Below are 24,874 nucleotides of genomic sequence, written 5' to 3'. Positions count from 1 at the left end.
CGCCGGCCTTCTTTTTACGGAATCCAAGGTCTGGATCGTCGGCTCAGCCGACGATCTCGGTGTCCGAGAACCAGTACTTGATCTCTTCTGCCGCGGTCTCCGGTGCGTCGGAGCCGTGCACGGAGTTTTCGCCGATCGACAGCGCATGAACCTTGCGGATGGTGCCTTCGGCGGCGTTGGCCGGGTTCGTGGCGCCCATCACTTCGCGGTTCCTGGCAATGGCGTTCTCGCCTTCCAGCACCTGGACGACGGTCGGTGCCGACGACATGAATTCAACCAATTCGCCGAAGAAAGGACGGTCCTTGTGGACAGCATAGAAGCCTTCCGCTTCGCGGCGGCTCATCCAGACCCGGCGCGAGGCGATGACACGCAGGCCTGCCTCTTCCAGCATCCTGGTGATGGCGCCGGTGAGATTGCGCCGGGTTGCGTCCGGCTTGATCATGGAAAATGTGCGTTCGAGCGCCATGGGTCGTCCTTGTCTGAGAATGGAATTGAGAGTGGCGGGCTCTATACAAGCCGCCCGGCCCATTGCCAAGGGCCCCCGATCAGACGGCTGCACAGCAACGCTTTGCTTGCTATAGTCGCGTGTCGGCGCCGCGCTGAGGTCGGGCCGTATGGAGACAACATGACCATGACAGACGATCGTCAGGAACGCATTCGCAACCGTGCGCACCAGATCTGGCTGCAAGAGGGCCAGCCGGCTGGACATCACGAGCGCCATTGGCATCAGGCGGCGGCGGATGTCGACCAGGAGGACGCCACGGACAAGTCGGCAGCCAAAAAGCCAACCAAGAAGGCAGCTGGCGCCGCCAAGCCAAAAGCCGCCCCCAAGGAGGCAAAGGCTGCCACGAAGGCCGGCAAGCCAAAGAAGGCGGCCAAGTAAGTTACTGCTTTACGGCGTCAAGCCGCGGCGGCGACCTTTCGTCCCAGCCCGCCATGCAGGTCGAGGCAGCGGGTGAACCACTGCGCCACCACGTCGCCGTCGTCGAGCAATTGGTAGGGCGAGGCTATGCGCGCCCATTGCAAGGCGCCGAAGACGATATAGTCGCCAAACAGCGGCGCCGAGCCGCCGATGAACGGCTGATAGAAAAGCATCGAGCGCAATGGCTCCAGCGAGGCTCTGAAAGTGCCGAGCCCGGCTTCCCTGGCGGCCTTCACCTCCTCCAGCCTCTTGCCAAGACGCTGCTCCCGGCTCTGGCGGAAATAGACGGCGTTTTCCGCGTCCTGCATGGCATGAAGGTCCATGATGGCCGCGGTGGTCACGTAGGGATGAATGGTCACTTGCGACCAGCGTTCGATGAAGCGCGCCATCGCCTCGCCGCCTTCACCGCCAAACAGCGTCGGCCGGTCCGGATAGGCTTCATCGAGATAGAGCGCGATCGCGAAAGAATCCGCGAGGACTGTCTCGCCGTCGCGGATCACCGGAACGGTTTTCGAAACGCCGCCCTCGACAGCGGGCACCTCGAGAAAGCGCGTCGGTACGGTTGATATGTCGAGCCCCTTGTGGGCAAGCGCCATCGCCACCTTCCAGCAATGCGGGCTGAACGGACGTGTGCTGTCGCGTCCGACGAGATCATAAAGCAGAATGGTCATTGGCGGCGGCTCCCGTGCGGGTTAGGTAGGCCCCGCATCGACGCGAGCCGAGGGAAGCCATGAGACAGCATTTCATGATGTTTGCGGCCTATAATCAATGGGCCAACGGTCGCATCTATGATGCCGCCGCCGAACTCGATGATGAGGAATTCAACCGCGATGTCGGCGCCTTCTTCGGCTCGATGATGGGCACGCTCAACCACCTTTTGACTGCCGACCGCATCTGGATGAAGCGCTTCACCGGGGAGGGCGACGCGCCGACGACACTGGACGCTATCCTGCATCGGGGGTTGACCGGCCTGCGGGCGGCGCGTGAAGCCGAGGACAGGCGGATCATCGATTGGGTCGGCGGCCTCAATGACAAGGCGTTGACGGGCCGGTTCACCTACATGACCGTCTCGGACATGCGCACCGTCTCGCAAAGGCTGGCGCCGGCGCTGGACCATGTCTTCAACCACCAGACCCACCATCGCGGCCAGGCGCATACGATCTTGACCATCCTGGGACGGCCAAGCCTGGGGTTGGACCTGATGCTTTTCCAGCGGACCGAGGAGGGCAGGGCTTTCGCCTGATCGGTGGCGTTGGCGTAGCCAGTCCGAAGGTTGTGCCGACCATCGCTGCATTTTGTGCTGCAGCATCGTCTTTGCATCAGTAGGCACCGGATGGATTCAGGCAGCCGTCGAAGCCTCGCCCCTGATTTCGTTGTCCAACTGGGACTGGGTCAGGGCGGCTTCCGCCATTACCCACTGCTTGAACAACTGGACCTTGCGTGCGGCAAGGCCTTTCAGCGGAGAGACAAAATACCAGCCAGCCGTGTTCGGATGATGGACGGCGAAGGGAGCCACCAGCCTTTCGGCGCGGATGTCGCTGGCCATATAGGCACGGTTGGCCACCGCAAAGCCCATCCCGGAATTGGCTGCCTCGTAGGACATCATGCACGAGTCGAAATAGATGCTCTTGGTCTCGCTGAGCACGAAGCTGGCGCCGGCGAAACCAAGCCAGGACTGCCAATTCTGGGTGCAGGTGTCGGAATGCAGCAGGGTGAAGTGCTTGAGGTCGTCCGGTGTCACCTTCGACAGCCGCTTGTCGCCGAGGACTTCGTGGAACAGCTTGCGGCTGCACACCGGTGTCAGGTCTTCGCGAAACAGCAGATCGGACTGCAGCCCGTGAAAGTGACCGTCGCCATAACGGATTTCGAGATCGAATTCCGAGGCCGTGAACTCATGCGTCGCGTACGAAGTCGAGACCCGCATCACGATATCGGGATATTGCTGCTGGAACAGCGGCAGGCGCGGAAACAGCCAGCGTGCCGCAAAGGTCGGCAGCACCGATATTTTTAGCACATGCTCCTGCGATTGTCCGGTCGCTTCCATGCTGGCGGCCACGATTCGCTCCAGCGCCTCGCGAACGCGCGAGACATAGGTCTCGCCCTCCGGCGTCAACGACACCGCATTGCCGCCGCGCTGGAAAATCTTGAAACGAAGCTGATCCTCCAGGCTTTTCACGCGCTGGCTGACCGCTGAAGCGGTAATAAACTGTTCTTCACCGGCGCGCGTGAAATTACCGTGCCTTGCAGCACTTTCCACGATTTTCAGCGAATTGAGGTTGACCTGACTGAGCAGACGCACGGTTTCGACCTTAAGCTTGGCTTACACTAGCACCAGCATTCCTAATTTTACAGGGGTGGGTGAATTAATCGACTGTTTACCAAGTGTTGCCCCCATCCTGGAGAAGTACAATGAACGCCCATACCATTCCCGAACTGCGTTATGCGATGAGCCGCGAAGCCATTATCGGCCATGAAACCGCCTGGAAAGTGTCGAGTTTCGGTGTCGCGCAATATCTGCACGGCTATGACCCGGCACTGCTTGCCGCGATCGAGGAGGCTGCCCTGAAGCTCAAGGCCAGCCATGCCGTGCACAAGCACCTCGATCTGACCTTCATCACCGGGGCCGACCGTTTCATCCCCGAGATCAGGGAATTGCTGCATGACAAGCTGCGCCTGGAGCGGCTGTCCGACATGATGGGCACCAAGCTGGAGCCCTATCCGCTGTCGATCGTCGGCTCGACGGTCACCTTCATGAATCCCAGGGACGGCGCCGTGGAGTGGCATTGCGATGGCGTTCCGGTCACCGAGCTCATTCCGCTGTCGATCAGCAATCCGCTGGTCGGCGGCCACCTCGAAATCTATTGCGACGACTCCGAAACCGGCCGCGCCATTCTCGAATCCGGCCGCGAGATCCCGCGCAACAGTGTCATGCGCATCGATCACAAGATGAACTACGCGACGCTCGGCCAGTTCCTGGGCGTCCTGCATCGCACCGCGCCGATCCGGTTCGGCGAGCGCGTCACGCTGGTGCTCAACCAGCGCTCGGTGGCCAAACCCTATGTCGACGACAACAGAATGTTCTATCTCGCCGCCGACAATGACCACGACCGTGAGTGGGTCAGCGAACTGGCCGAAGATGTCTGGACCAACCAGCTCCCGGCCTACCGTCGGTTCGAGGCGGAGCATCCCGTGCCCGCCGCCGTCGATGCTCCGGTTCCGGGCGGAGCCAGGGAATCATGGTAGTGAACCATGATCCCGAAAAGTCGGAACCGGTTTTCGGACAGGATCATGGTCGAACAGCAAAATAGAATCCCATGCCGATTGTTTCGGCAGGGATCCGGCTCGATATCCGCGTTGGTCTTCGCTGCCGGTGCGGTGGCGTTGTGGTCCACCAATGCCCTGGTCGGCAAATCCCTGCTGGCCGGCCACCCGGTGTCGCAGGTCCAGTTCCTGCAATTTGCAGGCGCTGCACTCGTCTTCGCCGCCATCCGATTGATGAGCCGGAAAAGAGTAGCACCGGTCACGGCCGGGGCGGCGTTCATCTCTCTCGCGGTCGGCTTCATCGGTCTGGTCGGCACCATGGTGCTGCAATACATCGCCTTCGCTTCGATGCCGGTGATCGAGGCCAATCTGGTCGCCTACACCTGGCCGTTGATGGTCGCGGCGGCAGTCATTGCCTTGGAAAATCCGCGGCGTCCGGCACTGTTGGGTCTCGCCGCGGTGGTAGGCTTCATCGGCGTCGCACTGGTGATTTCGGGAGGGCGCAACCAATCCTGGTTCGAGGGCGATCTGGTCGGATATCTCGCCGCATTCGGGTCGGCGCTGTGCATGGCCTTATATTCGATCATGGTGGGACGGGTCGCCACCCCAGCCGATCGCCTGTTGCTGCCCTCATCGTTGATCGGCGTCGCTTTGACGTTTCTGTGGTGCGCTCGCGACGGTTTCACCTGGCCCATCGGCGCGGACCTGGCTCTCGGCCTTTATCTCGGCGCCGGTCCGATGGGCTTGGGCTACTATTTCTGGTCGCGCGCCTTGAAGCTTGAAGGCAGCGGCAGGGTCGCGGTGGTCGCCTATCTCACGCCGATCGCCTCGACCCTGCTTTTGACCTTGTCCGGCGAACGGCTGACGGTGACGGCCATTGTCGGAGCCATCCTCGTCATCGGCAGTTGTGTCGCGGTCGGTGTGGAACGTTCGGAGGCCGAAAACCATGTTTGACGAGAATGAGCGTCTGGCCATTCAGGAAGCGCATTGGCTGATCGACGAATTCGGCGTCGAGGCACCGCTTTACGCCGCGATGAGGGCCGAAAAGGCGATAGAACAAAAGGATTTCGCGCGCTGCGCCCGCTGGAAGCGTATTCTGGAGATATTGGACGAAAGTCCTGCCGCTAAGTCTGCTGGTTCCAAGTATTAGATTTTCTAATTTGCACGGCGTCGATTTCGCATGAATGCTATTTTGGCCGATTCTTCATTCTTTTATGAGACTTGGCGGTCCGTTGGGGGACGCGGTTAAAGAGATACATCGACACAAGTCTTCGCTGGGGTGGAGGATTTTGTCGCAAATAAGGTGAAAGAATTGTCAAATATCGATGATAAGACCGTTATCGAGCTGACGGCCGATATTGTCTCGGCCTATGTAGGCAACAATCCCCTTCCGGCTTCCGGCCTGCCTGAGTTGATTGCCAGCGTCAGTGCTTCGGTTCGCAAGCTCGCTGGTGCAGTTGTCGCGGAAACTCCAAACCTGGTTCCGGCAGTCAATCCGAAGAAGTCGGTGTTTCCCGACTACATCATCTGCCTTGAGGACGGAAAGAAGTTCAAGTCGCTCAAGCGGCATCTGCGGACCGACTACGGCCTGAGCCCGGACGACTATCGGGCCAAATGGGGCTTGCCGCCGGACTATCCGATGGTTGCGCCGAACTACTCGGCGACGCGATCGGCGCTGGCAAAGTCGACGGGACTGGGCCGCAAGCCGGCAGCAGCGCCGGCCGCTGTCGCCAAGGCAACGAAGCGCAAGGCGACTGCCTGAGAGCAGGCAAGCCACTGTTCGGCTGCTTTGACGGCGCCCTCGCGGGCGTCGTTTCGAGGCCTTGTGCGGCCAACTGGCCCGCAAGGCCTTGCGAAGCGTTGATGTCCGGTGCAAAAGCGCGGCCATGCTGATCATCAACGACCTATCGCTCCGCATGGCCGGACGCCTGCTTCTCGACCATGCCTCGCTGACCTTGCCAGCCGGCACCAAAGCCGGCCTCGTCGGCCGCAACGGTACCGGCAAGACGACGCTGTTCAAGGCCATTACCGGCGATTTCCCGTCCGAGACAGGCTCGATCAGCCTGCCGAAGAGCACCCGCATCGGCCAGGTGGCGCAGGAAGCGCCAGGCACCGAGGATGCGCTGATCGAGATCGTGCTCAAGGCCGATCTCGAACGCACGGCGTTGCTCGAAGAGGAAAAGACGGCGACCGATCCGCACCGCATCGCCGACATCCATATGCGGCTGGCCGACATCGACGCGCACTCAGCCGAATCCCGCGCCGCCACCATTCTCGCCGGCCTCGGCTTCGATGACGCTGCGCAACGGCGTCCGGCCTCCTCCTTTTCCGGCGGCTGGCGCATGCGCGTGGCGCTCGCCGCGGTGCTGTTTGCCGAGCCCGATCTGCTGCTGCTCGACGAGCCGACCAACTATCTCGATCTTGAAGGCACGCTGTGGTTGGAAAACTACGTGTCGAAATATCCGCACACCGTGCTTTTGATCTCGCACGACCGCGACCTGCTCAACCGCGCCGTCAACTCGATCGTTCACCTCGACCAGAAGAAGCTGACCTTCTGGCGCGGCGGCTACGACCAGTTCGAGCGTCAATACACCGAGCAGAAGGAATTGCAGGAGAAGGGCCGCGTCAAGCAGGAAGCCGCGCGCAAGCACATGGAATCCTTCATCGAACGGTTCCGCGCCAAGGCCTCCAAGGCGAGACAGGCACAGTCGCGCATCAAGGCACTGGAAAAAATGAAGCCGATCGCGGCCCTTGTGAACGATTCGGTGCGGCCGTTCTCCTTCCCCGAGCCGGTGAAGACGGTGGCCTCGCCGATCGTGGCGCTGAACAACGTCAATGTCGGCTACACCGAGGGGCAGCCGATCCTTAAGAAGATGACGCTGCGCATCGACGCCGACGACCGCATCGCGCTGCTCGGCGCCAACGGCAACGGCAAGTCGACCTTCGCCAAATTGCTGTCCGGCCGGTTGAAGCAGGAGAGCGGCACCATGACGGTGGCGCCCGGGCTGAAGGTGGCGATCTTCGCTCAGCATCAGCTCGACGATCTGCGGCCGGACGAAAACGCCTACGAGCATGTCCGCCGGTTGATGCCGGAGGCGCCGGAATCGAAGGTACGCGGCCGCGTCGCCCAGTTCGGCCTCACCACCGAGAAGATGAACACCGCCGCCAAGGATCTGTCGGGCGGCGAGAAGGCACGACTGTTGATGGGCCTGTCGGCCTTCGAGGGGCCGAACCTGTTCATCCTCGACGAACCGACCAACCATCTCGACATCGACAGCCGCGAATCGCTGATCCATGCGTTGAACGAATTCCCTGGCGCCGTCATCCTGATCTCGCATGATCGCCATCTGCTCGAGGCAACCGCCGACCGGCTGTGGCTGGTCAAGGACGGCGCGGTCAACCCCTATGACGGCGATCTGGAAGACTACAAGACGCTGGTCACCGGCGTGTCCGGCGACCGCCGCGGCAAGCGCGAGGCGGAAAAGGCATCAAAGGCCGACCGCCGTCGCGATGCGGCGGCACGCCGCGCCGCCTTCGAGCCGCTGGCCAAGGAAATCCGCGCCACCGAAGCGCTGATGGACCGCATCCGCAAGCGCATCGACGGCATCGAGGACGAACTGTCCAATCCGGCGGTGTACGAAAAGGATCCCTCGACGGCGACCCGGCTGGCCAAGGAGCGCTCGCAACTGGCCCAGACGCTGGCCGGCCACGAGGAAAAGTGGCTGTCCATGTCGGCAGAGTATGAGGAAGGCACGGCGGAGTGATTACGCAATCTCCCCACAAGTGGGGAGATTGGCTAATCATCTGGCCCTACACGCGCCCTTTGAAACCCGCTAGTCTTGCCGCATGAACCAGCACGCCAAGCTCAGAATCGGCCATTCCGCCTGTCCGCATGATTGCCCGTCGACCTGTGCGCTCGAGGTCGAACTGCTCGACGGCAATCGGATCGGCCGCGTCCATGGCGCCAAGTCCAACAGCTACACCGCCGGCGTCGTCTGCGCCAAGGTTGCGCGTTATGCCGACCGCGTCCACCATCCCGACCGTTTGCTGAAGCCGCTGATCCGCGCCGGCGCTAAGGGCGACGGCGCCTGGAAGGAAGCGAGTTGGGAGGCCGCGCTCGACCTCGTCGCCGAAAAGTTCATTGCGGCCGAGGAGAGGTACGGCTCGGAGACGATCTGGCCCTACTACTATGCCGGCACGATGGGGCTGGTGCAGCGCGACGGCATCGACCGGCTGCGCCACGCGAAAAAGTATTCCGGCTTCTTCGGGTCAATCTGCACCAATCTCGCCTGGACGGGCTGGATGATGGGGGCCGGCGCCTTGCGCGGGCCGGACCCGCGCGAGATGGCGAAATCCGATTGCGTGGTGATCTGGGGCACCAATGCGGTGGTGACCCAAGTCAACGTCATGACCCACGCCATCAAGGCGCGGAAGGAGCGCGGCGCCAAGATCGTCGTCATCGACGTCTACGAAAACGCGACGATGAAGCAGGCCGATCTCGGCCTGGTGCTGAAGCCGGGCACCGACGGCGCGCTGGCCTGCGCGGTCATGCATGTGCTGTTCAAGGTGGGCATGGCCGACCGCGCCTATCTCTCGAAATACACCGACGACCCGAGAGGGCTGGAAGCCCATCTCGAGACGCGCACGCCGGCGTGGGCGGCCGGGATCACCGGCTTGACGGTCGCCGAGATCGAGGCCTTCGCCCGCCTCGTCGGCACGACCAAGAAGACCTATTTCCGCCTCGGCTATGGTTTTGCACGCCAGCGCAATGGCGCCGTCAACATGCATGCCGCCTCGTGCATCGCGGCTGTCACCGGCAGCTGGCAATATGAGGGCGGCGGCGCCTTCCATTCCAATTCCGGCATCTTCAAGCTCAACCAGGATGTGCTCGAAGGCACCAAGATGCGCGATCCCTCGATCCGCTATCTCGACCATTCGCGCATCGGCCCGGTGCTGACCGGAGCCAGCGATGCGCTCTATGGTGGCCCGCCGGTGACGGCGATGCTGATCCAGAACACCAATCCGGTGAATGTCGCGCCGGAGCAGCGGCTGGTGACGCAAGGCTTCCTGCGCGACGACCTGTTTACCTGCGTGCACGAGCAGTTCATGACCGACACGGCCAAGCTTGCCGACGTCGTATTGCCGGCCACGATGTTCCTCGAGCACGACGATGTCTACAAGGGCGGCGGCAACCAGCACATCACGCTTGGCCCCAAGCTGATCGAGCCGCCGGAGGGACCGCGCACCAACCATTTCGTCATCGAGCAATTGGCTGATCGCCTCGGTGTCGCCGACCGTCCGGGTTTCGGCCTGACCGAGCAGCAGCATATCGACATCATCCTGGGCAAGCGCGGGCTGGGCAGTTTCGAAAGCTTGAAGCAAGACAAGTGGGTCGACCTGCAGCCGGATTTCGAGGCAGCACACTTCATCAGCGGATTTGGCCATGCGGATGGAAAATTCCGCTTCCGCGCCGACTGGACCGGGCAGGCGGCGCCCAACCGGCCGCCCAAAAGCATGGGCCTGTTCGGCCCGGTGGCGCGGCTGCCGGAATTCCCCGACCATGTCGACCTGATCGAGGTCGCCGACGAAGCCCACCCGTTCCGGCTGACGACGTCGCCGGCGCGCAACTTCCTCAATTCGACATTCTCGGAAACACCGGTGTCGAAAGCCAGGGAGGGCCGCCCGGAACTGCTTCTACATCCCGACGATGCCGCGGCACTTGGGCTGGCCGATGGCGACCGTGTCGAGGTCGGCAACCAGCGCGGCGAAGTCGTGCTGCATGCAAAATTGTTCGACGGCATCAAGCGTGGCGTGGTGATCGCCGAAGGCATCTGGCCAAACAGCGCCCATGAGCGCGGCGAGGGCATCAACGTTTTGACCGGCGCCGACGCGCCTGCACCCTATGGGGGTGCTGCCTTCCACGACAACAAGGTCTGGCTGCGCGCGGCAAGGTGAGAGAACTCAGTTGCTCTCGCGTCAAATTATACCGGCAGGGCTTCGGCCACCTTCTTTCGGTTTCGCCTAAAACTGATGTCGTCGGCGATCTGCTCGGCCTCGATCGAGATTTCGCGCAGCAATCCGGTGACCGGATTGTGAAAGCCGATGAGATAGAGGCCAAGCTCTGAAGCCCTCGCATTGACGCCGCTGCGCTCTGGCTGAACGCCGGGCTCCAGCAATTTGGCGTAGCCGGGCCGGAAGCCGGTGGCGAAGATGATCGCATCGAACTCGCCATGCTTGCCATCGGCAAAACGGGCGCCCTGTTCGGTGATCTCGGCAATGTCGGGTACGATCTTGATCGCACCTTCGCGGATCTTGCGCACCGTGCCGATATCGATCGTCGGAATGCGCGACGAGAGCGCGATCTGCTGCAGCATTCCTTGCTGCGGCCGCCTGAGCCCGTATTTCCCCAGCCTGCCCAACGCCAGATCGAGGATGATGGGAAACAAGGCGTCGTTGATGCGCTGCGGCATCAGGCGCGCCGCCATGCCGATCATCTGGATGGGCACGCCAAGCAGTTCGCGCGGTACGATATGAACGCCGCCGCGCACCGAAATCGTCGGCCGCGCACCGCCTTCCACCAGATCGAGCGCAATCTCGGCGCCGGTATTGCCCATGCCGACGATCAGTACCGGCCGGCCAGCGAAAGGCACTGCGTTGCGATAGTCGGCGCTATGCAGCTTTTGGCCCTTGAAGGCATCGGCGCCGGCAAATCCGGGCATCAGCGGCTCTGCGTTGTTGCCAGATGCAATCACAACGTTTGAAGCATGTAAGGGACCGGTCGTCGTATCCACGAGCCAGCTTCTGCCCCGCCGGGTGATCGCCCGCACTGTTTCTCCAAATCGCGGCCGCAGATCGAAACGTTGCGCATAGGCATCGAGATAGTCGACGAAGAGATCGCGCGGCACATAACGCGGATAGTCCCTGGGAAAGGGCGCGAAGGGCAGCGAGGAAAAGCGCTTGGCCGTGTGCAAGTGGACGCGCTCATAGTGGCGTCGCCAGGCGGGTGCGGCCTGCTGCTCCTTTTCCAGCAGGACGAAATCCTGCCCGCTCTGCCGCAGGCACGCGGCAATGGCCAGGCCCGCCGGCCCGGCACCGATGATCGCAACTGGGGTGGTGTCGTCCAAGCGCGCCTCCGCGGCAGAATTCACAGCCCGAGAATGTCAAAAACATGGTGGGAAAGTAAAGGCCTGCCGCGCGACAAATATTTAGACAGGCAAAGGCACCGTCAACCCTACCTTGACCCGGTCCATGGCAACGAACGTGCGGAATTTGCGGACATTGTTGCTGTCGAAGAACAGTTTTCGCGTCAGCGCCTCATAGGCGCCCATGTCGGCCACTGTGATGACCAGGATGAAGTCGGCCTCGCCGGTGACGTAATAGCATTGCTGGACCTCGGGGGTCGCCGAGAACTGCCGCTTGGCCGCGTCGATCAGTTCGGCGCGTTCGCTCTCGAGTTCCACCTCGACGAAGATGGTGATGGGTTGGCCGACCGCTGCCGGCTCGACGACAGCGACATTGCCGGCAATAACGCCGGTCTGCTCCATGCGCTTGATGCGGCGCTGCACCGCCGGCGCCGACAGGTTCACCGCCTCGCCGATCAACCGCTGCGGCGTCGTGTTGTCGCGCTGCAGGATGGCAAGGATGGCGAGATCGAAACTATCGAGCGAGGACGGCAATGCAGGCAATGGAATATCCCGGACGAAACAAACTTGCATTTAAGAGACCATATTACAGCGCTCTTTGCGTCGCTCCTGCAATATGTTCTCGCTGACCAACGGGACCGGCCAATGTTCCTGCTCAACCGCAACGCATCGCACCGCCGGCCGCTCGATCCGATCGATGCCGAAACCCTTGGCGTGGCCGGAGCCGACACAGTCGAGCGTTTTCTCAGCCACCGCGACAATCACCGGATGACGCCGCTGCATGCACTGCCGGCGCTCGCCAGCGAATTCGGACTGAGCGCCATCCATATCAAGGATGAAGGCTTTCGCCTCGGCCTCGGCAGCTTCAAGGCGCTTGGCGGCGCCTATGCCGTCTTCCGCCTGGTGCTGGAGGAGGCCGGCAGTCGCCTTGGCCGGCCCGTCGACATGGCCGATCTCGATCAGGCTGACGTGCGGGCGGTCGCCGCGGCGATGACATTTGCCTGTGCGACCGACGGCAATCATGGCCGCTCCGTCGCGCAAGGCGTGCAACTCGTCGGCGCGCGGGCGGCGGTCTTCGTCCACGCCGGGGTCAGCGAGGAGCGCATCGCGGCGATCGCCCGCTATGGCGCCGAGATGATCCGCGTCCACGGCAATTATGACGATTCGGTCAGGCAAGCTGCCCAGGTTTCGGCCGACAAGGACTGGACCGTGGTCTCCGACACCTCGTGGCCGGGCTATGAGCGCATTCCCGGCCTGGTCATGCAGGGCTATACCGCGATCGTACGCGAAGCCTTGCGCCAACTCCCTCGGACGCCGACCCACGTCTTCGTGCAGGCCGGTGTCGGCGGCATTGCCGCCGCGCTGGCCGGTCATCTGGCCATCGTGCTCGGTGACGCCAGGCCGACCTTCATCGTGGTCGAGCCGGCGCGTGCCGCTTGTGTTCTCGCAGCCGCCCAGGTCGGGCGCCCGGTCAAGGTCGCGCACGGCCAGCCGACGGTGATGGCCATGCTTGAATGTTACGAAGCCTCGCCGGTCGCCTGGCGGGTGCTGGCGCGGGCCGCCGACGCCTTCATGACGGTGGATGAGGACGAGGCCATCGCGGTGATGCGGCGGCTGGCCTGGCCGGCCGGCGGTGACCCGGTGATCGTCGCCGGCGAAAGCGGTGGTGTCGGCCTTGCCGGGCTGATCCGGGCGGTGGCCGACAACCGGGCCGATCTTGAACTCGACGGCAAATCGCGGGTGCTGGTGATCAACACCGAAGGCGCCACCGACCCGCATCGCTACGCCGAACTGGTTGGCATGAACCCGGCCGATGTGCTGGAAGGCAAGATGACAGCCGAGGCAACGGCATGATCGCCATCGATGCGCAGCGCCTGCTCGGCCGCATCCGCGAACTCGGCGCTGTTGGCCGGGATGGCGAGGGCAGGCTGACCCGGCTGGCCGCCTCAGACACCGACAGGCAGGGCCGCGACCTCTTCGTCGGCTGGCTTCGGCAGGCCGGGCTCGATGTCGCCATCGACCGGGTCGGCAACATTTTCGGCATCTGGCAAAACCCGGAAATTACCGGGCAAGCGCCGCTGCTCATCGGCTCGCACATCGATACCGTCATCGATGCCGGCATTTATGACGGCTGCTACGGGGTGCTTGCCGGGCTGGAAGTGATCGAGACGCTCAAGGCGACGGGCTTTTCGCCGTCGCGCCCGGTCGCGGTCGCCGCTTTCACCAATGAGGAGGGCGTACGCTACACACCCGACATGATGGGCTCGCTGGTCCACGCCGGCGGCATCGATGCCGAAACGGTGCTGGCGGCCGTCGGCACCGACGGCAGCGTGCTCGGGCAGGAGCTTGCCCGCATCGGCTATGCCGGCGACCGGGAGCCCGGCTTCCTCACGCCGCACGCCTATCTCGAACTGCATATTGAGCAAGGGCCGGTGCTGGAGCGCGAAGGCTTGCCGGTCGGCGCGGTGGAGAATCTGCAAGGCATCTCCTGGCAGCGCATCACCATCGACGGCGTCGCCAACCATGCCGGCACCACGCCGATGTCGATGCGCAACGATGCCGGCCACGCCGCCGCCCGGGTCATCACCTTCCTGCTCGACCGGACCAAAGCCTCGAACGCGCCGACCGTCGCCACCGTCGGCACGATCCGCTTCGAGCCGAATGCCATCAATGTCATCCCTTCGCGCGCGGTCTTCACCGTCGATCTGCGCGATCCCGACGAACAGCGCCTGCAGGCGGCGGAAGCGGCGCTTGCCGCCTATCTCGAGCAGCTTGCCGCCGCTGAGAACGTGACGGTTTCGGTCGAGCAACTGGCCCGCTTCGAACCGGTGATCTTCGACCTGCGCATCGTCGAACAAATCGAGGCCGCCGCGAAACGCCGTGGCCTCGGGGTCAGGCGCATGACATCAGGCGCCGGCCACGATGCGCAGATGCTGGCGCGTATCGCGCCTGCGGCGATGATCTTCGTGCCGAGCGTTGGCGGCATCAGTCACAGTCCTCGCGAACACACCGATGACGCCGAGCTTGTTGCCGGCGCCAACATCCTGCTTGATGTGGCCGCGCAACTGGCAAAGTAGGTCAGAAGGGGCAGAAGCAGAAGGGGCAGAAGAATGTCTGAACTCGATCGCGACGCGCTGAAGCAGGAGATGATTTTCTGGCGGCGCGATCTGCATGCACACCCGGAATTCGGCTTCGAGGAGACGCGCACCGCCGCCTTCGTCGCCGCCAAACTGCGCGAATTTGGGTTGGACGATGTCACCGAAGGCGTCGGCGGCACCGGTGTCGTCGGCACGCTGAAGCGCGGCAGCGGCAACCGGGCGATTGCGCTGAGGGCCGACATGGATGCGCTGCGCATATCAGAACAATCGGACGCATCTTACCGGTCCGGCAATCCCGGCATCATGCATGCCTGCGGCCATGACGGCCACACCACCATGCTGCTCGGCGCGGCAAAGCTGCTGGCCGGTGAGGGCGGTTTCGACGGCACCGTGCGCTTCGTCTTCCAGCCGGCCGAGGAATGGGGCAGGGGCGCGCTCGCCATGCTCGACGATGGGCTGATGCAGCGCTTTCCCTTCGACGAGATATTTGGCCTGCACAATATGCCCGGCCTGCCGATCGGGCATTTCGAGACCCGTGCCGGACCCATAATGTCGGCCGAGGACAACTTCGAGATCGTGCTCAAGGGGCTCGGCGGCCATGCCGCGCGGCCGCATGCGGGCAACGAGACGCTGGTCGCGGCCTGCGCGCTGGTCACCAATCTGCAGACCATCGTCTCGCGCCGACTGAGTCCGGCCGACATATCCGTGGTTTCGGTGACCGAGCTGATCACCGACGGCACCCGCAACGCTCTGCCCGGTCTTGCCCGCATCCTCGGCGATGCGCGCAGCTTCCGTCCCGAGGTCAGCGCCGAGATCGAGCGGCAGATGCGCATTCTCGCCGAGGGCATCGCTGCCGCCTATAATGTCACCGCCGAGGTCAAGTACAGCAGGGAGTTTGTGCCGCTGCGCAACGATGCCGAACTGGTCGATGCCGCATTCGCCGCCGCCAGAGGCGTCTTCGAACCCGGCAACATCGCCGTCGCCCGCGAGCCGATGACCGCCTCCGAGGATTTCGCCCGCTTCCTCGACCATGTGCCGGGCTGCTTCGCCTTCCTCGGCAATGGCGAGGGCTCGGCGCCGCTGCACAATTCCAGCTACGACTTCGACGATGAGGGGCTGTTGTTCGGCACGAATTTCCATGTCGCGCTGGTCAGGCAAAGGCTCGCGGCCGGGAGATGATCGCGGCGTCACGATTGTCAAACATGCGTATCGCGAGCCGGATATGGGTAGAGTCGCGGGCAGATACGCTGTTAACAAAAACAATGTTCCGATGACGCAGGGGAAAGACTCAGCTAGCCTTACCTGTGCGGCGGACCTAATTATCCGCTTGGCCGGCGCTTCACTCCTCCCAAGCGGCGCCGGCCTTCTTCTCCAAAAGTTCGTCCGGGACGCCACAGCGGGTTGCGGCAGCACGCGAACCTCGCAAAGGCCAAGTTCCGCTTGCGGTGCCTCGAGAATGCATCGGGAGCGCCGGCGAAACCGCCCTCTATCTTCGACTGCGCGCGTGGACGATTGGCAAGGGAACCAAAGGCTGTTTCTACGGTTGGTTCTGCTCCAAAGGAGTGTTGCACCATGTTCCGTCTGCTCGTCGCCGGCGCCTTCGCCTATGTCACTTATCGCATCGCCAGGAAGATGGTCGAAAACGTGCCCGATACGGTCGACCCGCTGCTGTTGCCGCCGTCGCAACCCGATCGCGAGACCTTGCGACGGCAGTCGGCCGACATGGGTGTCGATCCGCAACGCTAGCCGCGATCCCTTCTCTTCAGACCGGCCCCAGTCCTGCATGGGTTAGGTGTGCCCGCATTGATGTTGCGAACAAAGCAGAAACGATGCTTGATGGGCGATGAACCTCGCCACCGCTGATTCGACCTTTCGGGAACCGACCGTCCAGCCTGCCTATCTCGCGCGGCTGAACGATGCCCAGCGCCAGGCCGTCGAGCACGGCGCCGGTCAGATTGCCGGCCCGTTGCTGGTCATTGCCGGCGCCGGATCTGGCAAGACCAACACGCTGGCGCATCGCGTCGCTCATCTGATCGTCAAGGGCGCCGACCCGCGCCGCATCCTGCTGATGACGTTTTCGCGCCGCGCCGCATACGAAATGGCCAGGCGCGTCGAGCGTATTGCCGGCGAGGTGCTCGGCCGCGATGCAGCCGTCATCACCGATGCGCTGACCTGGGCCGGCACCTTTCACGGCATCGGCGCGCGGCTGTTGCGCGACTATGCGCTGGAGATCGGTCTCGACCCGGCCTTCACCATCCATGATCGCGAGGATTCCGCCGACCTGATGAATCTGGTCCGCCACGAGCTCGGCTTCTCGAAGACGGAAGCGCGCTTCCCCACCAAGGGCACTTGCCTTGCCATCTATTCGCGCGCCGTCAACGCGCAGGCGCCGCTCAACGAGGTGTTGGGTTCCGCCTTTCCCTGGTGCGCCGGCTGGGCGGAGCAGCTGAAAGAATTGTTCGCCGGTTATGTCGAGGCCAAGCAGGCGCAAAACGTGCTCGATTACGACGATTTGCTGCTCTACTGGGCGCAGATGGCGGCGGAGCCCGAGATAGCAGCGCATCTGGGCGGGCGTTTCGACCATGTGCTGGTCGACGAATACCAGGACACAAATCGCCTGCAGGCTTCGATCCTCATGGCGCTGAAACCCGACGGCGCCGGGCTGACGGTGGTGGGCGACGATGCGCAATCGATCTATTCGTTCCGCGCCGCCGAGGTTCGCAACATCCTCGACTTCCCCAATCAGTTTGCGCAGGCCGCCGACGTGGTGATGCTGGAGCGCAATTACCGCTCGACCGAGACCATCCTTGCTGCCGCCAATGCGGTGATCGGCGAAGCCTCGGAGCGCTTCACCAAAAACCTGTGGTCGGAGCGCAAATCCAGCGACAGGCCAAAACTGGTGACCGTGCGCGACGAAGTCGAGCAGGCCAATTTCGTCTGCGACACCATCCTGGCCGAGCGCGAGGCGGGCACAGCGCTGAAATCCCAGGCGGTGCTGTTTCGCGCCTCGCATCACAGCGGGCCGCTGGAGATCGAACTGACGCGGCGCAACATTCCCTTCGTCAAATTCGGCGGCCTGAAGTTTCTCGATGCCGCTCACGTCAAGGATGTGCTGGCGGTGCTGCGCTTTGCCGAAAATCCGCGCGACCGTGTCGCCGGTTTTCGCGTATTGCAACTCTTGCCTGGCATCGGCCCTTCGGCCGCCGCGCAGATCGTCGAGACCATGACGACGGCGCTGGACGAGGCCATGGGGCTGGCCGGCTGGCGTCCGCCGCAACGCGCTGCCGATGACTGGCCTGGCTTCGTCTCGCTCTATTCCGGCCTGCGCGCCGGCGCCAAATGGCCGGCCGACCTCGAACAGATCAGGCTGTGGTACGAGCCGCATCTGGAACGCATACACGAGGACGCGACGACGCGCCGGGCCGACCTGTTGCAACTTGAGCAGATCGGCTCGGGCTATGCCTCGCGCGAGCGCTTCCTGACCGAACTGACGCTCGATCCGCCGGACGCCACCAGCGACCAGGCTGGGCCGCCGCATCGCGACGAGGATTATCTGATCCTGTCGACCATCCACTCGGCCAAGGGCCAGGAGTGGAAAAATGTCTTCGTGCTCAACACCGTCGATGGCTGCATCCCGGCCGATCTCGGCGTCGGCACCAAGGAGGACATCGAGGAGGAGCGCCGGCTGCTCTACGTGGCAATGACGCGGGCCAAGGACAATCTCAACCTGGTCATGCCGCAGCGTTTCTTTCCACATGGCCAGGCGGCGCGCGGCGACCGCCATCTCTATGCCTCGCGCACCCGTTTCATCCCGGCTTCGATCCTTGCCGCATTCCAGCAGGTGTCGTGGCCGAGCGCACAGGCAGCACAGGGCAGGGCAGCCCGGCCGGAGGTGCGCGTCGACATCGGCGCGCGCATGCGCGGCATGTGGAAATAGCCGCGGGATAGCGCTCCATGTCGAAACCACCGGTCAGGATAGCCCTCGCGGGTGCGCTGGGCCGCATGGGCCGTCAGATGGCGGACGCCGTGCAGGGCGACGCGCGGCTGGCGCTCGCTGCGCGGTTCCATCGGCCCGGCGCTGTCGGCGATGGGCTGGTCAGCCGCGAGGAGGCGCTTGCCATGGCCGATGTGGTCATCGACTTCACGACGCCGGCTGCCTCGGTCGACCTGGCCAGGATTTGCGCCGAGCGCGGCGGGCCGGCCCTGGTCATAGGCTCTACGGGCTTCGATGCTTCTGAATTGGCTGCGATCTCCGACGCCGCGAAAACAATTGCCATCGTGCGCTCCGGCAGCTTTTCACTCGGGCTCAACATGCTGATCGGACTGGTCGAGCAGGCGGCGCGGGCACTCGACCCCGATGACTGGGACGTGGAGATTGTCGAGGCGCATCATCGCCACAAGGTCGATGCGCCATCGGGAACGGCGTTGATGCTGGGGCATGCCGCAGCCGGCGGACGCGGCATCGATCTGGAGACGGTCGCAAGGCGTGCACGCGATGGCGCCATTGGCGCGCGGCCTCCCGGTGAGATCGGCTTCGCGGTGGTGCGTGGCGGCAGCATCGTCGGAGAGCACAGCGTCAGCTTCTGCGCCGAGGGCGAACTTGTAACCCTGTCGCATGCGGCCGGCGACCGCATCATGTTCGCCCGTGGTGCTATTGCCGCCGCGCTCTGGGTGGCGGGGCGCCAACCCGGCGAATACGACATGCGCGACGTTCTCGGTTTCGGCGCTCCGTGACCGGCAGCCACAACGGATTCCATTTCAACGGCCGCTAAAACGACTGAAAGCCAGCTGAAAGCTTGGGCGTGCCATGAAGTCATTGCGGCGTTCGCCGTGTGACCGGTGCGGGAGCGGCCGGTAAGGAGGAATGCGGCGCAGCCGGATGGCGCGCCGCCCAAGTGGAGGAAGTTTCGTGACCGGTTTCATCTCGAAGTGCGCCCTGCGCACAGCGGCGCTAACCCTTGCTATTGCAGCCACAAGCGCCACGGTGGCTTCGGCTGCCGACAAAATCACCATCATCGTCGGCGGCATGGAAAAGCAGATCTATCTGCCTGCCGTGCTCACCCAGCAGCTCGGCTACTTCAAGGACCAGGGGCTCGATGTCGAACTGCTCAACTCGCGCGCCGGGGTCGAGGCCGAAAATGAACTGCTGGCCGGTGCCGTCCAAGGCGTTGTCGGCTTCTACGATCACACCGTCGACCTGCAGTCGAAGGGCAAATACATCCAGTCGATCGTCCAGTTCAGCCAAGCGCCCGGTGAGGTCGAGCTGGTCTCCGCCAAGCACCCGGAGATCAAGTCGCCCGCCGATTTCAAGGGCGCCACGCTCGGCGTCACCGGTCTCGGCTCCTCGACCGATTTCCTGACCCAGTATCTTGCCGTGCGCAGCGGCCTGAAGCCCGGCGACTACACGCTGCTGCCGGTCGGCGCCGGCAACACCTTCATCGCCGCCGTCAAGCAGGACCAGATCCAGGCCGGCATGACCACCGAGCCGACCATCGCCAAACTGCTCAAGACTGGCGAGGCAAGCATCCTGGTCGACATGCGCACGCCCGAAAAGACCAAGGAAGCGCTGGGCGGCGACTATCCGGCGGCGTCCTTCTATGTCCAGTCCTCCTGGCTGGAAGGCCACAAGGATGAGGCACAGAAGCTCGCCAATGCCTTCGTCAAGACGATGAAATTCATCGCCACGCATTCGGCCGAAGAGATCGCCGACAAGATGCCGAAGGATTATTATGCCGGCAACCGGGACCTTTACGTGCAGGGGCTGGCCGGCGGCAAGGCGATGTTCACGCCGGATGGCCGCATGCCGGCCGATGGTCCGCCGACCGTGCTCGAGGTTCTCTCGACATTCTCGAAGAGCCTGCAAGGCAAGCAGATCGACCTGTCGAAGACCTACACGACCGAATTCGTCGACGCCGCCAAATAGCGGCGCCAGCCTACCACTCGTTGAATAACAAGGGCTTGCGCCGGCTGCTTGAATCAAGAAGGCAGCGGCGCGGCCTCCCGAACACCTGGAGATCCGTGGCACTGCCGCGGGCTCCCTTGCCCCATTGCGACAGGAGTGCGCCATGCAAGTGCAACCCATGGCGGCCGAGAAGCTGTCTCAGGCCGCGCCACAAGCCGACGCCGCGATCGCCATCGATGATGTGACCTTGCGTTTCGTCACGCCCGACGGGCACATGATGACGGCGATCCGCGATTTCACGATGACCGTGGCGCGCGGCGAGTTCGCCTGCGTCGTCGGGCCGACCGGCTGCGGCAAGTCGACGACGCTCAACCTGGTCACCGGCCTGTTGCGGCCGACGACCGGCAATGTCCGCGTCATGGGCACGCCGGTCACCGATATCAGCCGGGACATCGGCTTTGTCTTTCAGGCGGATGCGCTGTTTCCCTGGCGCAGTGTCATCGACAATGTCGCCGCCGGTCCACTTTATCGCGGCACGCCAAAGGCGCAGGCCTACGACCGCGCCCGCGACTGGATCGCCCGCGTCGGCCTCGGCCGCTTCGAGAAGCACTATCCGCACCAGCTTTCGGGCGGCATGCGCAAGCGCGTCGCGCTGGCGCAGACCTTCATCAACCAGCCCAAGATCCTTTTGATGGACGAGCCGTTCAGCGCGCTCGACATGCAGACGCGCACCGCCATGCAGGACGAATTGCTGGATCTGTGGTCGGAGCAGAAATCCTCGGTTGTCTTCGTCACCCACGACCTAGAGGAGGCGGTGGCGCTGGCCGACAAGGTCTATGTGCTCACCGCTGGGCCGGGCACGGTCAAGAGCGTCTACCGCATCGACCTGCCGCGCCCGCGCGTCATGGCCGACATCCGCTACGACCCGAACTTCGTCGAGATCGCCAAGGTGATCTGGAACGATCTGCGCGAGGAAGTGCAGCTCGGCCAGAGCCGGACCTTGCAGACCGGACATTGAAAGGAGAAACAGCATGACCGCAATCTCTCCGACCGCCAACCAGGCCGCCGTCCGCGATGCTTCCATCGCCGTTGCCGAAGCCCGGGCGAGGGCAAGGCTGCGCCGCCGCCACGCGCTTGTCATCTCCTTGCGCCTGGCGATCCTGGTCGTCTTCCTTGGCCTGTGGGAACTCGGCGCCGACTACAACATCATCGACCCGTTCTTCTTCGCCAGCCCTTCTGGCATCTGGCAGCAGATCTGGTCGTGGATCACCGAAGGCACCTCGCAAGGCCCACTCTGGCTGCAGATCTACGTGACGCTGGAGGAAACCTTCCTCGGCTTTGTCATCGGTGCCCTTGGCGGCATCGCCGCCGGCATCATCCTCGGCCGCAATCGGCTGTTGGCGGATGTCTTTTCGATCTACATCAAGATCGCCAATTCGGTGCCGCGCGTCGTGCTCGGCTCGGTGTTCATCATCGCGCTCGGCCTCGGCATGGCGTCCAAGGTGGCGCTTGCCGTGGTGATGGTGTTCTTCGTTGTTTTCGCCAACGCCTTCCAGGGTGTGCGCGAGGCCGACAGGGCAATGATCGCCAATGCCCAGATCCTTGGCGCCTCGCCATTCCAGATCACCCGCACCGTCATCATTCCTTCGGCGATGAGCTGGATACTCGCCAGCCTGCATGTCAGCTTCGGCTTCGCGCTGGTCGGCGCGGTGGTCGGCGAGTTCCTCGGCGCCAAGCAAGGCATGGGCCTGCTGATCTCGACCGCGCAGGGCGCCTTCAACGCCAATGGCGTGTTCGCCGCGATGATCATCCTGGCTGTCATGGCGCTGGTGGTGGAGTTCATCATCACCCGCTTCGAGAACTATGTCGTGAAGTGGCGGCCGGCGCCGTTCAACGAGCAGGGAACGTGATCGGTCAGACCAGGGGCAGCCTGACCGGTCAGGCCAGCGGCAGCCTGACCTCAACCAACAGACCGCCGGCCGCGCCATCCCCAAGGGTGACGCGGCCGCCGGCATTTTCGACGACCTCGCGTACAATGGCGAGTCCCAGCCCGCTGCCTTCCTCGGTCGAACCGGCAATACGGTAGAAGCGCTCGAAGACATGGTCTCGCTCGTCCGCCGGAATGCCAGGCCCGTCGTCGGCGACCGTCAGCACGGCTTCGCCGTCGATGGCCGCCAGCTTCACCGTGACACTGCCCTCAGCCCGGGAGTAGCGCAGCGCGTTGTCGACGAGGTTGACGATCATCTCGCGCAGCATGGTGCCGTCGCCGATGACCGGAACGGGGCCAGCCTCCTCGAGGCCGAGATCTATTTTGCGATCGATGGCCGTTGGCGCCAGGGTTTCCAGCACGTGCCGGGCGGCTTCCGCCAGGTCAATGCGGTCGGCGCGCGGCCGCCGGCTGCCTGGCTCGGCGCGTGACAGGGTCAAGAGCTGTTCGGCCAGCCGCGCCAGTTTGCCGGAACTCGCCTGCAGCGCCACCAGCGCCTCCTGGCGGGCATCGGCGGCACTTTCGCGAAGCGCATAGCTTGCCTGTGTCGACAGCAGCGCCAGGGGCGTGCGCAGCTGGTGCGCCGCATTGGCGATGAAGCGGCGTTGCGCCGCCATCTGCGCCCGCACGCGCTCCATGTAGGCGTTGAGGGCGTCGATCAGCGGGCGGATCTCGCTTTGCACACCGGGCACTTCGACGGGGTCAAGGTCGCTGCGGTTTGGCGAGCGTACCGCATCGCGCAGCCGGATCAACGGCGCCAGGCCGCGACGCAAGCCGAGCAGCACGAACACGCCGGCAATCGCCACCAGCGCCAGTTGCTGGGCAAAGGCGCTGAACCAAAGCTGTTTGACCATGGCGTCATGGCCGGCAAGGGTGACGCCCACGGTGACTGATATTGGCGAGTCGTTGCCAGCGCCGATCACCGCATGGCCAAGGGTCAGGAGCCGCAGCTGGTGATCGCGGTAGGCGGCCTCGACACTGGCATGCTGCGGCGCTTCGGGCAGGTCGGGATATCCGGTCAGCAGCCGCCCGCCGGCTGTCTCGACGCGATAGTAGACGCTGTCGCGGTCGCCGGTGTCGAACATCTCGATCGCCGCCGGGGGCACCGTGGCATCGAGCACGCCGTCGACCATGGCGACCTGCTCGGCAATCGCCCGCGCCGATCCGACGAGCATCCGGTCGGTGACCAGGTCCGCGGTCGCCAGTGCGTTGCGCTGGCTGGTCCACAGGTTGATGGTCGCGAGCCCGGCAAGCGGCAGCACCACCCATGCCAGCAATTGCAGGCGGAGGCTGTTGATCCTCATGGCGCCAGGATCGTCACGGCGCCAAATCGTCTTGGCGCAAGAGGTAGCCGAGACCACGCAGTGTGGCGATCTGGACCCGCGACCCTTCGAGCTTCTTGCGCACGCGGTGCACGTAGATCTCGATGGCGCTGGGATCGGCGTCGGTCTCGAAATCGTAGATCGCGGCCGACAATGCCGCCTTGCTCACCGTGCGTCCGGCCTTGACCATCAATTGCTCAAGCACGGCATGCTCGCGCGGTGTCAGCGCCAGCGCCTCGCCGGCAAGCGAAAACAGCCGCGTGTTGGTGTCGAAGACGAGATCACCGCAGGCAACGACCGGCGCGGTGCGGTCATTGGCACGGCGCAATTGCGCGCGGATTCGTGCTTCGAGCTCTTCGATCTGGAAGGGCTTGGCCAGATAGTCGTCGGCGCCCTCATTGAGGCCCTTGACCCGGCCGTCGAGACTGGCGTTTGCGGTCAGCACGATCACCGGCACCCGGTTGCCGCGCGTCCGCAACATTCGCAGCACCTCCAGCCCGCTCATGCGCGGCAGCGCAAGGTCGAGGATGACAAGCGCGTGGCCACCGGCGGCGAGCGCGTGTTCGACATCCTCGCCATCATGGACGATGTCGACGACATAGTTCGCCTGACGCAGGGTCTTGCCCAGCCAATCCGCCAGCTCGCGATTGTCTTCTACAAGCAGCAACCGCATTTCTATCGCTGTCCTGGGGTGCAGGTCACCCGGATTTCCGCCCACTTCTTCAACTGGCGCCGCCAAGTCGCGCCCGATTGATGATCGTGCACAAGCGATAATCTCGATCCAACCGCAAGGCAAATGGAGGAGATCCAGAAGTTCAGATGGTGGCGCAATCGTTTCAAACCGAACCGTTCAGTTCGATTTCTGTTGACGCACTGTGTAGCAGATGGTGAACGCCGGCCTGGCGAGCGGTCGCGCCTGGTGATGGGCGTTATCGATTAACTATCTGATTTCAAACAGTTAAATTATGACCACCGAGACCCTGTGTCAAATTTCAAGGCCTGGATTCGAGCTGCGGGGGAACATCTTCGTGATTGGAATCCGCGGCAGGGCGAGCCCATCTCGGGGTGGTCCGAGCGACGCGAAATTCCTCCCAAGGGCACGCCACTAGACGGACATGACAAATACTGGAGTAATTAAAATGACCAAGATCGCTCTTACCGCCGCCGCCATCCTCGTTGCCACGGGCACTGCTTTTGCCGGCAGCGACAATTATGGCTCGGCCAACGCCAATCAGCCTGC

At 63.6% G+C, this 24,874-nt stretch carries 24 protein-coding genes and 1 pseudogene; 18 read left to right on the top strand and 7 right to left on the bottom strand.

Annotated elements, in window-relative coordinates; all coding sequences use genetic code 11:
* Window positions 1-43: 43 nt before the first annotated feature.
* Window positions 44-466, bottom strand: a complete 423-nt coding sequence (ndk, locus tag LB519_RS28135) for a nucleoside-diphosphate kinase (protein ID WP_013532476.1) — start codon at window positions 464-466, stop codon at window positions 44-46.
* 159 nt (window positions 467-625) lie between these two features.
* On the opposite strand from ndk, the gene LB519_RS28130 reads away from it, so the two are divergent.
* Window positions 626-883, top strand: a complete 258-nt coding sequence (locus LB519_RS28130) for a DUF2934 domain-containing protein (protein ID WP_013532475.1) — start codon at window positions 626-628, stop codon at window positions 881-883.
* Between the two features lie 17 nt (window positions 884-900).
* Here LB519_RS28130 and LB519_RS28125 read toward each other — a convergent pair whose 3' ends face one another.
* Window positions 901-1,593 carry a glutathione S-transferase family protein gene (locus LB519_RS28125; protein ID WP_224621675.1) on the bottom strand — a complete coding sequence of 231 codons (693 nt, stop codon included), beginning with the start codon at window positions 1,591-1,593 and terminating at the stop codon, window positions 901-903.
* Window positions 1,594-1,652: 59 nt separating this feature from the next.
* Between LB519_RS28125 and LB519_RS28120 the strand changes: the two genes are divergently transcribed.
* Window positions 1,653-2,165 carry a DinB family protein gene (locus LB519_RS28120; RefSeq protein WP_013532473.1) on the top strand — a complete coding sequence of 171 codons (513 nt, stop codon included), beginning with the start codon at window positions 1,653-1,655 and terminating at the stop codon, window positions 2,163-2,165.
* A 96-nt stretch (window positions 2,166-2,261) separates the two neighbouring features.
* Here LB519_RS28120 and LB519_RS28115 read toward each other — a convergent pair whose 3' ends face one another.
* On the bottom strand, window positions 2,262-3,221 hold the full coding sequence (locus LB519_RS28115; protein WP_013532472.1) for a LysR substrate-binding domain-containing protein: 960 nt from the start codon (window positions 3,219-3,221) through the stop codon (window positions 2,262-2,264).
* A gap of 110 nt (window positions 3,222-3,331) precedes the next feature.
* Between LB519_RS28115 and LB519_RS28110 the strand changes: the two genes are divergently transcribed.
* The 6 genes from LB519_RS28110 to LB519_RS28085 all read left to right on the top strand — a co-directional run bounded on the left by LB519_RS28110 (window position 3,332) and on the right by LB519_RS28085 (window position 10,138).
* A complete protein-coding gene (locus tag LB519_RS28110; protein WP_024504290.1) occupies window positions 3,332-4,165 on the top strand; it encodes a hypothetical protein in 834 nt (277 codons plus the stop codon).
* A 45-nt stretch (window positions 4,166-4,210) separates the two neighbouring features.
* Window positions 4,211-5,137, top strand: coding sequence for a DMT family transporter (locus LB519_RS28105; RefSeq protein ID WP_224621674.1), 927 nt, complete (start codon window positions 4,211-4,213; stop codon window positions 5,135-5,137).
* On the top strand, window positions 5,130-5,333 hold the full coding sequence (locus tag LB519_RS28100) for a hypothetical protein (protein ID WP_027162726.1): 204 nt from the start codon (window positions 5,130-5,132) through the stop codon (window positions 5,331-5,333). The genes LB519_RS28105 and LB519_RS28100 overlap by 8 nt, the downstream gene beginning before the upstream one ends.
* A 162-nt stretch (window positions 5,334-5,495) precedes the next feature.
* Window positions 5,496-5,945 carry a MucR family transcriptional regulator gene (locus LB519_RS28095; protein ID WP_013532467.1) on the top strand — a complete coding sequence of 150 codons (450 nt, stop codon included), beginning with the start codon at window positions 5,496-5,498 and terminating at the stop codon, window positions 5,943-5,945.
* 124 nt (window positions 5,946-6,069) lie between these two features.
* On the top strand, window positions 6,070-7,947 hold the full coding sequence (locus LB519_RS28090; RefSeq protein WP_224621672.1) for an ABC-F family ATP-binding cassette domain-containing protein: 1,878 nt from the start codon (window positions 6,070-6,072) through the stop codon (window positions 7,945-7,947).
* Between the two features lie 82 nt (window positions 7,948-8,029).
* Window positions 8,030-10,138, top strand: coding sequence for a molybdopterin-dependent oxidoreductase (locus LB519_RS28085; RefSeq protein ID WP_224621671.1), 2,109 nt, complete (start codon window positions 8,030-8,032; stop codon window positions 10,136-10,138).
* Window positions 10,139-10,164: 26 nt separating this feature from the next.
* On the opposite strand, the gene LB519_RS28080 is transcribed toward LB519_RS28085, so the two are convergent.
* Both LB519_RS28080 and LB519_RS28075 read right to left on the bottom strand, forming a co-directional pair.
* Complete coding sequence (locus LB519_RS28080) at window positions 10,165-11,307, bottom strand: flavin-containing monooxygenase (RefSeq protein ID WP_224621670.1); 1,143 nt, start codon at window positions 11,305-11,307, stop codon at window positions 10,165-10,167.
* A gap of 81 nt (window positions 11,308-11,388) precedes the next feature.
* Entirely contained in the window at window positions 11,389-11,898 is a 510-nt protein-coding gene (locus tag LB519_RS28075) for an Lrp/AsnC family transcriptional regulator (RefSeq protein ID WP_224621669.1), read from the bottom strand.
* Window positions 11,899-11,970: 72 nt separating this feature from the next.
* On the opposite strand from LB519_RS28075, the gene LB519_RS28070 reads away from it, so the two are divergent.
* The 9 genes from LB519_RS28070 (at window position 11,971) to LB519_RS28030 (ending at window position 22,235) form a co-directional block, all read left to right on the top strand.
* Window positions 11,971-13,179 (top strand): diaminopropionate ammonia-lyase, encoded by a 1,209-nt coding sequence (locus LB519_RS28070; protein ID WP_224621668.1) that lies wholly within the window; start codon window positions 11,971-11,973, stop codon window positions 13,177-13,179.
* On the top strand, window positions 13,176-14,402 hold the full coding sequence (locus LB519_RS28065; protein WP_024504282.1) for a Zn-dependent hydrolase: 1,227 nt from the start codon (window positions 13,176-13,178) through the stop codon (window positions 14,400-14,402). The genes LB519_RS28070 and LB519_RS28065 overlap by 4 nt, the downstream gene beginning before the upstream one ends.
* A 33-nt stretch (window positions 14,403-14,435) precedes the next feature.
* Window positions 14,436-15,602, top strand: coding sequence for a M20 aminoacylase family protein (locus tag LB519_RS28060; protein ID WP_224621667.1), 1,167 nt, complete (start codon window positions 14,436-14,438; stop codon window positions 15,600-15,602).
* Window positions 15,603-15,995: 393 nt separating this feature from the next.
* Complete coding sequence (locus LB519_RS28055) at window positions 15,996-16,169, top strand: hypothetical protein (RefSeq protein ID WP_013532459.1); 174 nt, start codon at window positions 15,996-15,998, stop codon at window positions 16,167-16,169.
* A 97-nt stretch (window positions 16,170-16,266) separates the two neighbouring features.
* Window positions 16,267-18,360, top strand: a complete 2,094-nt coding sequence (locus LB519_RS28050) for an ATP-dependent helicase (protein WP_224621666.1) — start codon at window positions 16,267-16,269, stop codon at window positions 18,358-18,360.
* Between the two features lie 17 nt (window positions 18,361-18,377).
* Window positions 18,378-19,157 carry a 4-hydroxy-tetrahydrodipicolinate reductase gene (gene dapB / locus LB519_RS28045; protein WP_224621665.1) on the top strand — a complete coding sequence of 260 codons (780 nt, stop codon included), beginning with the start codon at window positions 18,378-18,380 and terminating at the stop codon, window positions 19,155-19,157.
* A 202-nt stretch (window positions 19,158-19,359) separates the two neighbouring features.
* A complete protein-coding gene (locus LB519_RS28040; RefSeq protein WP_263485018.1) occupies window positions 19,360-20,346 on the top strand; it encodes an ABC transporter substrate-binding protein in 987 nt (328 codons plus the stop codon).
* A 142-nt stretch (window positions 20,347-20,488) separates the two neighbouring features.
* Entirely contained in the window at window positions 20,489-21,343 is an 855-nt protein-coding gene (locus tag LB519_RS28035; protein WP_013532455.1) for an ABC transporter ATP-binding protein, read from the top strand.
* Between the two features lie 13 nt (window positions 21,344-21,356).
* Window positions 21,357-22,235 carry an ABC transporter permease gene (locus LB519_RS28030; protein WP_013532454.1) on the top strand — a complete coding sequence of 293 codons (879 nt, stop codon included), beginning with the start codon at window positions 21,357-21,359 and terminating at the stop codon, window positions 22,233-22,235.
* 28 nt (window positions 22,236-22,263) lie between these two features.
* On the opposite strand, the gene LB519_RS28025 is transcribed toward LB519_RS28030, so the two are convergent.
* Together LB519_RS28025 and LB519_RS28020 are read right to left on the bottom strand one after the other, a co-directional pair.
* Complete coding sequence (locus LB519_RS28025; protein ID WP_224621664.1) at window positions 22,264-23,616, bottom strand: sensor histidine kinase; 1,353 nt, start codon at window positions 23,614-23,616, stop codon at window positions 22,264-22,266.
* 13 nt (window positions 23,617-23,629) lie between these two features.
* Window positions 23,630-24,307 (bottom strand): response regulator, encoded by a 678-nt coding sequence (locus tag LB519_RS28020; RefSeq protein ID WP_224621662.1) that lies wholly within the window; start codon window positions 24,305-24,307, stop codon window positions 23,630-23,632.
* Window positions 24,308-24,773: 466 nt separating this feature from the next.
* Here LB519_RS28020 and LB519_RS28015 point away from each other — a divergent pair.
* A pseudogene (locus tag LB519_RS28015) lies at window positions 24,774-24,874 on the top strand (DUF680 domain-containing protein); the annotation flags it as partial.

The sequence above is a fragment of the Mesorhizobium sp. AD1-1 genome (assembly GCF_020164655.1).
In the GTDB taxonomy this organism is placed as follows: Bacteria; Pseudomonadota; Alphaproteobacteria; order Rhizobiales; family Rhizobiaceae; genus Mesorhizobium; species Mesorhizobium ciceri.
This window is presented reverse-complemented; position numbering and strand designations above follow the sequence as displayed.

What these genes read in the sequence shown, in the direction of transcription:
- ndk (WP_013532476.1), bottom strand. Translation starts at nt 466, where the DNA reads ATGGCGCTCGAACGCACATTTTCCATGATCAAGCCGGACGCAACCCGG.
- LB519_RS28130 (WP_013532475.1), top strand. Translation starts at nt 626, where the DNA reads ATGACCATGACAGACGATCGTCAGGAACGCATTCGCAACCGTGCGCAC.
- LB519_RS28125 (WP_224621675.1), bottom strand. Translation starts at nt 1,593, where the DNA reads ATGACCATTCTGCTTTATGATCTCGTCGGACGCGACAGCACACGTCCG.
- LB519_RS28120 (WP_013532473.1), top strand. Translation starts at nt 1,653, where the DNA reads ATGAGACAGCATTTCATGATGTTTGCGGCCTATAATCAATGGGCCAAC.
- LB519_RS28110 (WP_024504290.1), top strand. Translation starts at nt 3,332, where the DNA reads ATGAACGCCCATACCATTCCCGAACTGCGTTATGCGATGAGCCGCGAA.
- LB519_RS28105 (WP_224621674.1), top strand. Translation starts at nt 4,211, where the DNA reads ATGGTCGAACAGCAAAATAGAATCCCATGCCGATTGTTTCGGCAGGGA.
- LB519_RS28100 (WP_027162726.1), top strand. Translation starts at nt 5,130, where the DNA reads ATGTTTGACGAGAATGAGCGTCTGGCCATTCAGGAAGCGCATTGGCTG.
- LB519_RS28090 (WP_224621672.1), top strand. Translation starts at nt 6,070, where the DNA reads ATGCTGATCATCAACGACCTATCGCTCCGCATGGCCGGACGCCTGCTT.
- LB519_RS28085 (WP_224621671.1), top strand. Translation starts at nt 8,030, where the DNA reads ATGAACCAGCACGCCAAGCTCAGAATCGGCCATTCCGCCTGTCCGCAT.
- LB519_RS28075 (WP_224621669.1), bottom strand. Translation starts at nt 11,898, where the DNA reads ATGCAAGTTTGTTTCGTCCGGGATATTCCATTGCCTGCATTGCCGTCC.
- LB519_RS28070 (WP_224621668.1), top strand. Translation starts at nt 11,971, where the DNA reads ATGTTCCTGCTCAACCGCAACGCATCGCACCGCCGGCCGCTCGATCCG.
- LB519_RS28065 (WP_024504282.1), top strand. Translation starts at nt 13,176, where the DNA reads ATGATCGCCATCGATGCGCAGCGCCTGCTCGGCCGCATCCGCGAACTC.
- LB519_RS28060 (WP_224621667.1), top strand. Translation starts at nt 14,436, where the DNA reads ATGTCTGAACTCGATCGCGACGCGCTGAAGCAGGAGATGATTTTCTGG.
- LB519_RS28055 (WP_013532459.1), top strand. Translation starts at nt 15,996, where the DNA reads ATGTTCCGTCTGCTCGTCGCCGGCGCCTTCGCCTATGTCACTTATCGC.
- LB519_RS28050 (WP_224621666.1), top strand. Translation starts at nt 16,267, where the DNA reads ATGAACCTCGCCACCGCTGATTCGACCTTTCGGGAACCGACCGTCCAG.
- dapB (WP_224621665.1), top strand. Translation starts at nt 18,378, where the DNA reads ATGTCGAAACCACCGGTCAGGATAGCCCTCGCGGGTGCGCTGGGCCGC.
- LB519_RS28035 (WP_013532455.1), top strand. Translation starts at nt 20,489, where the DNA reads ATGCAAGTGCAACCCATGGCGGCCGAGAAGCTGTCTCAGGCCGCGCCA.
- LB519_RS28030 (WP_013532454.1), top strand. Translation starts at nt 21,357, where the DNA reads ATGACCGCAATCTCTCCGACCGCCAACCAGGCCGCCGTCCGCGATGCT.
- LB519_RS28025 (WP_224621664.1), bottom strand. Translation starts at nt 23,616, where the DNA reads ATGAGGATCAACAGCCTCCGCCTGCAATTGCTGGCATGGGTGGTGCTG.
- LB519_RS28020 (WP_224621662.1), bottom strand. Translation starts at nt 24,307, where the DNA reads ATGCGGTTGCTGCTTGTAGAAGACAATCGCGAGCTGGCGGATTGGCTG.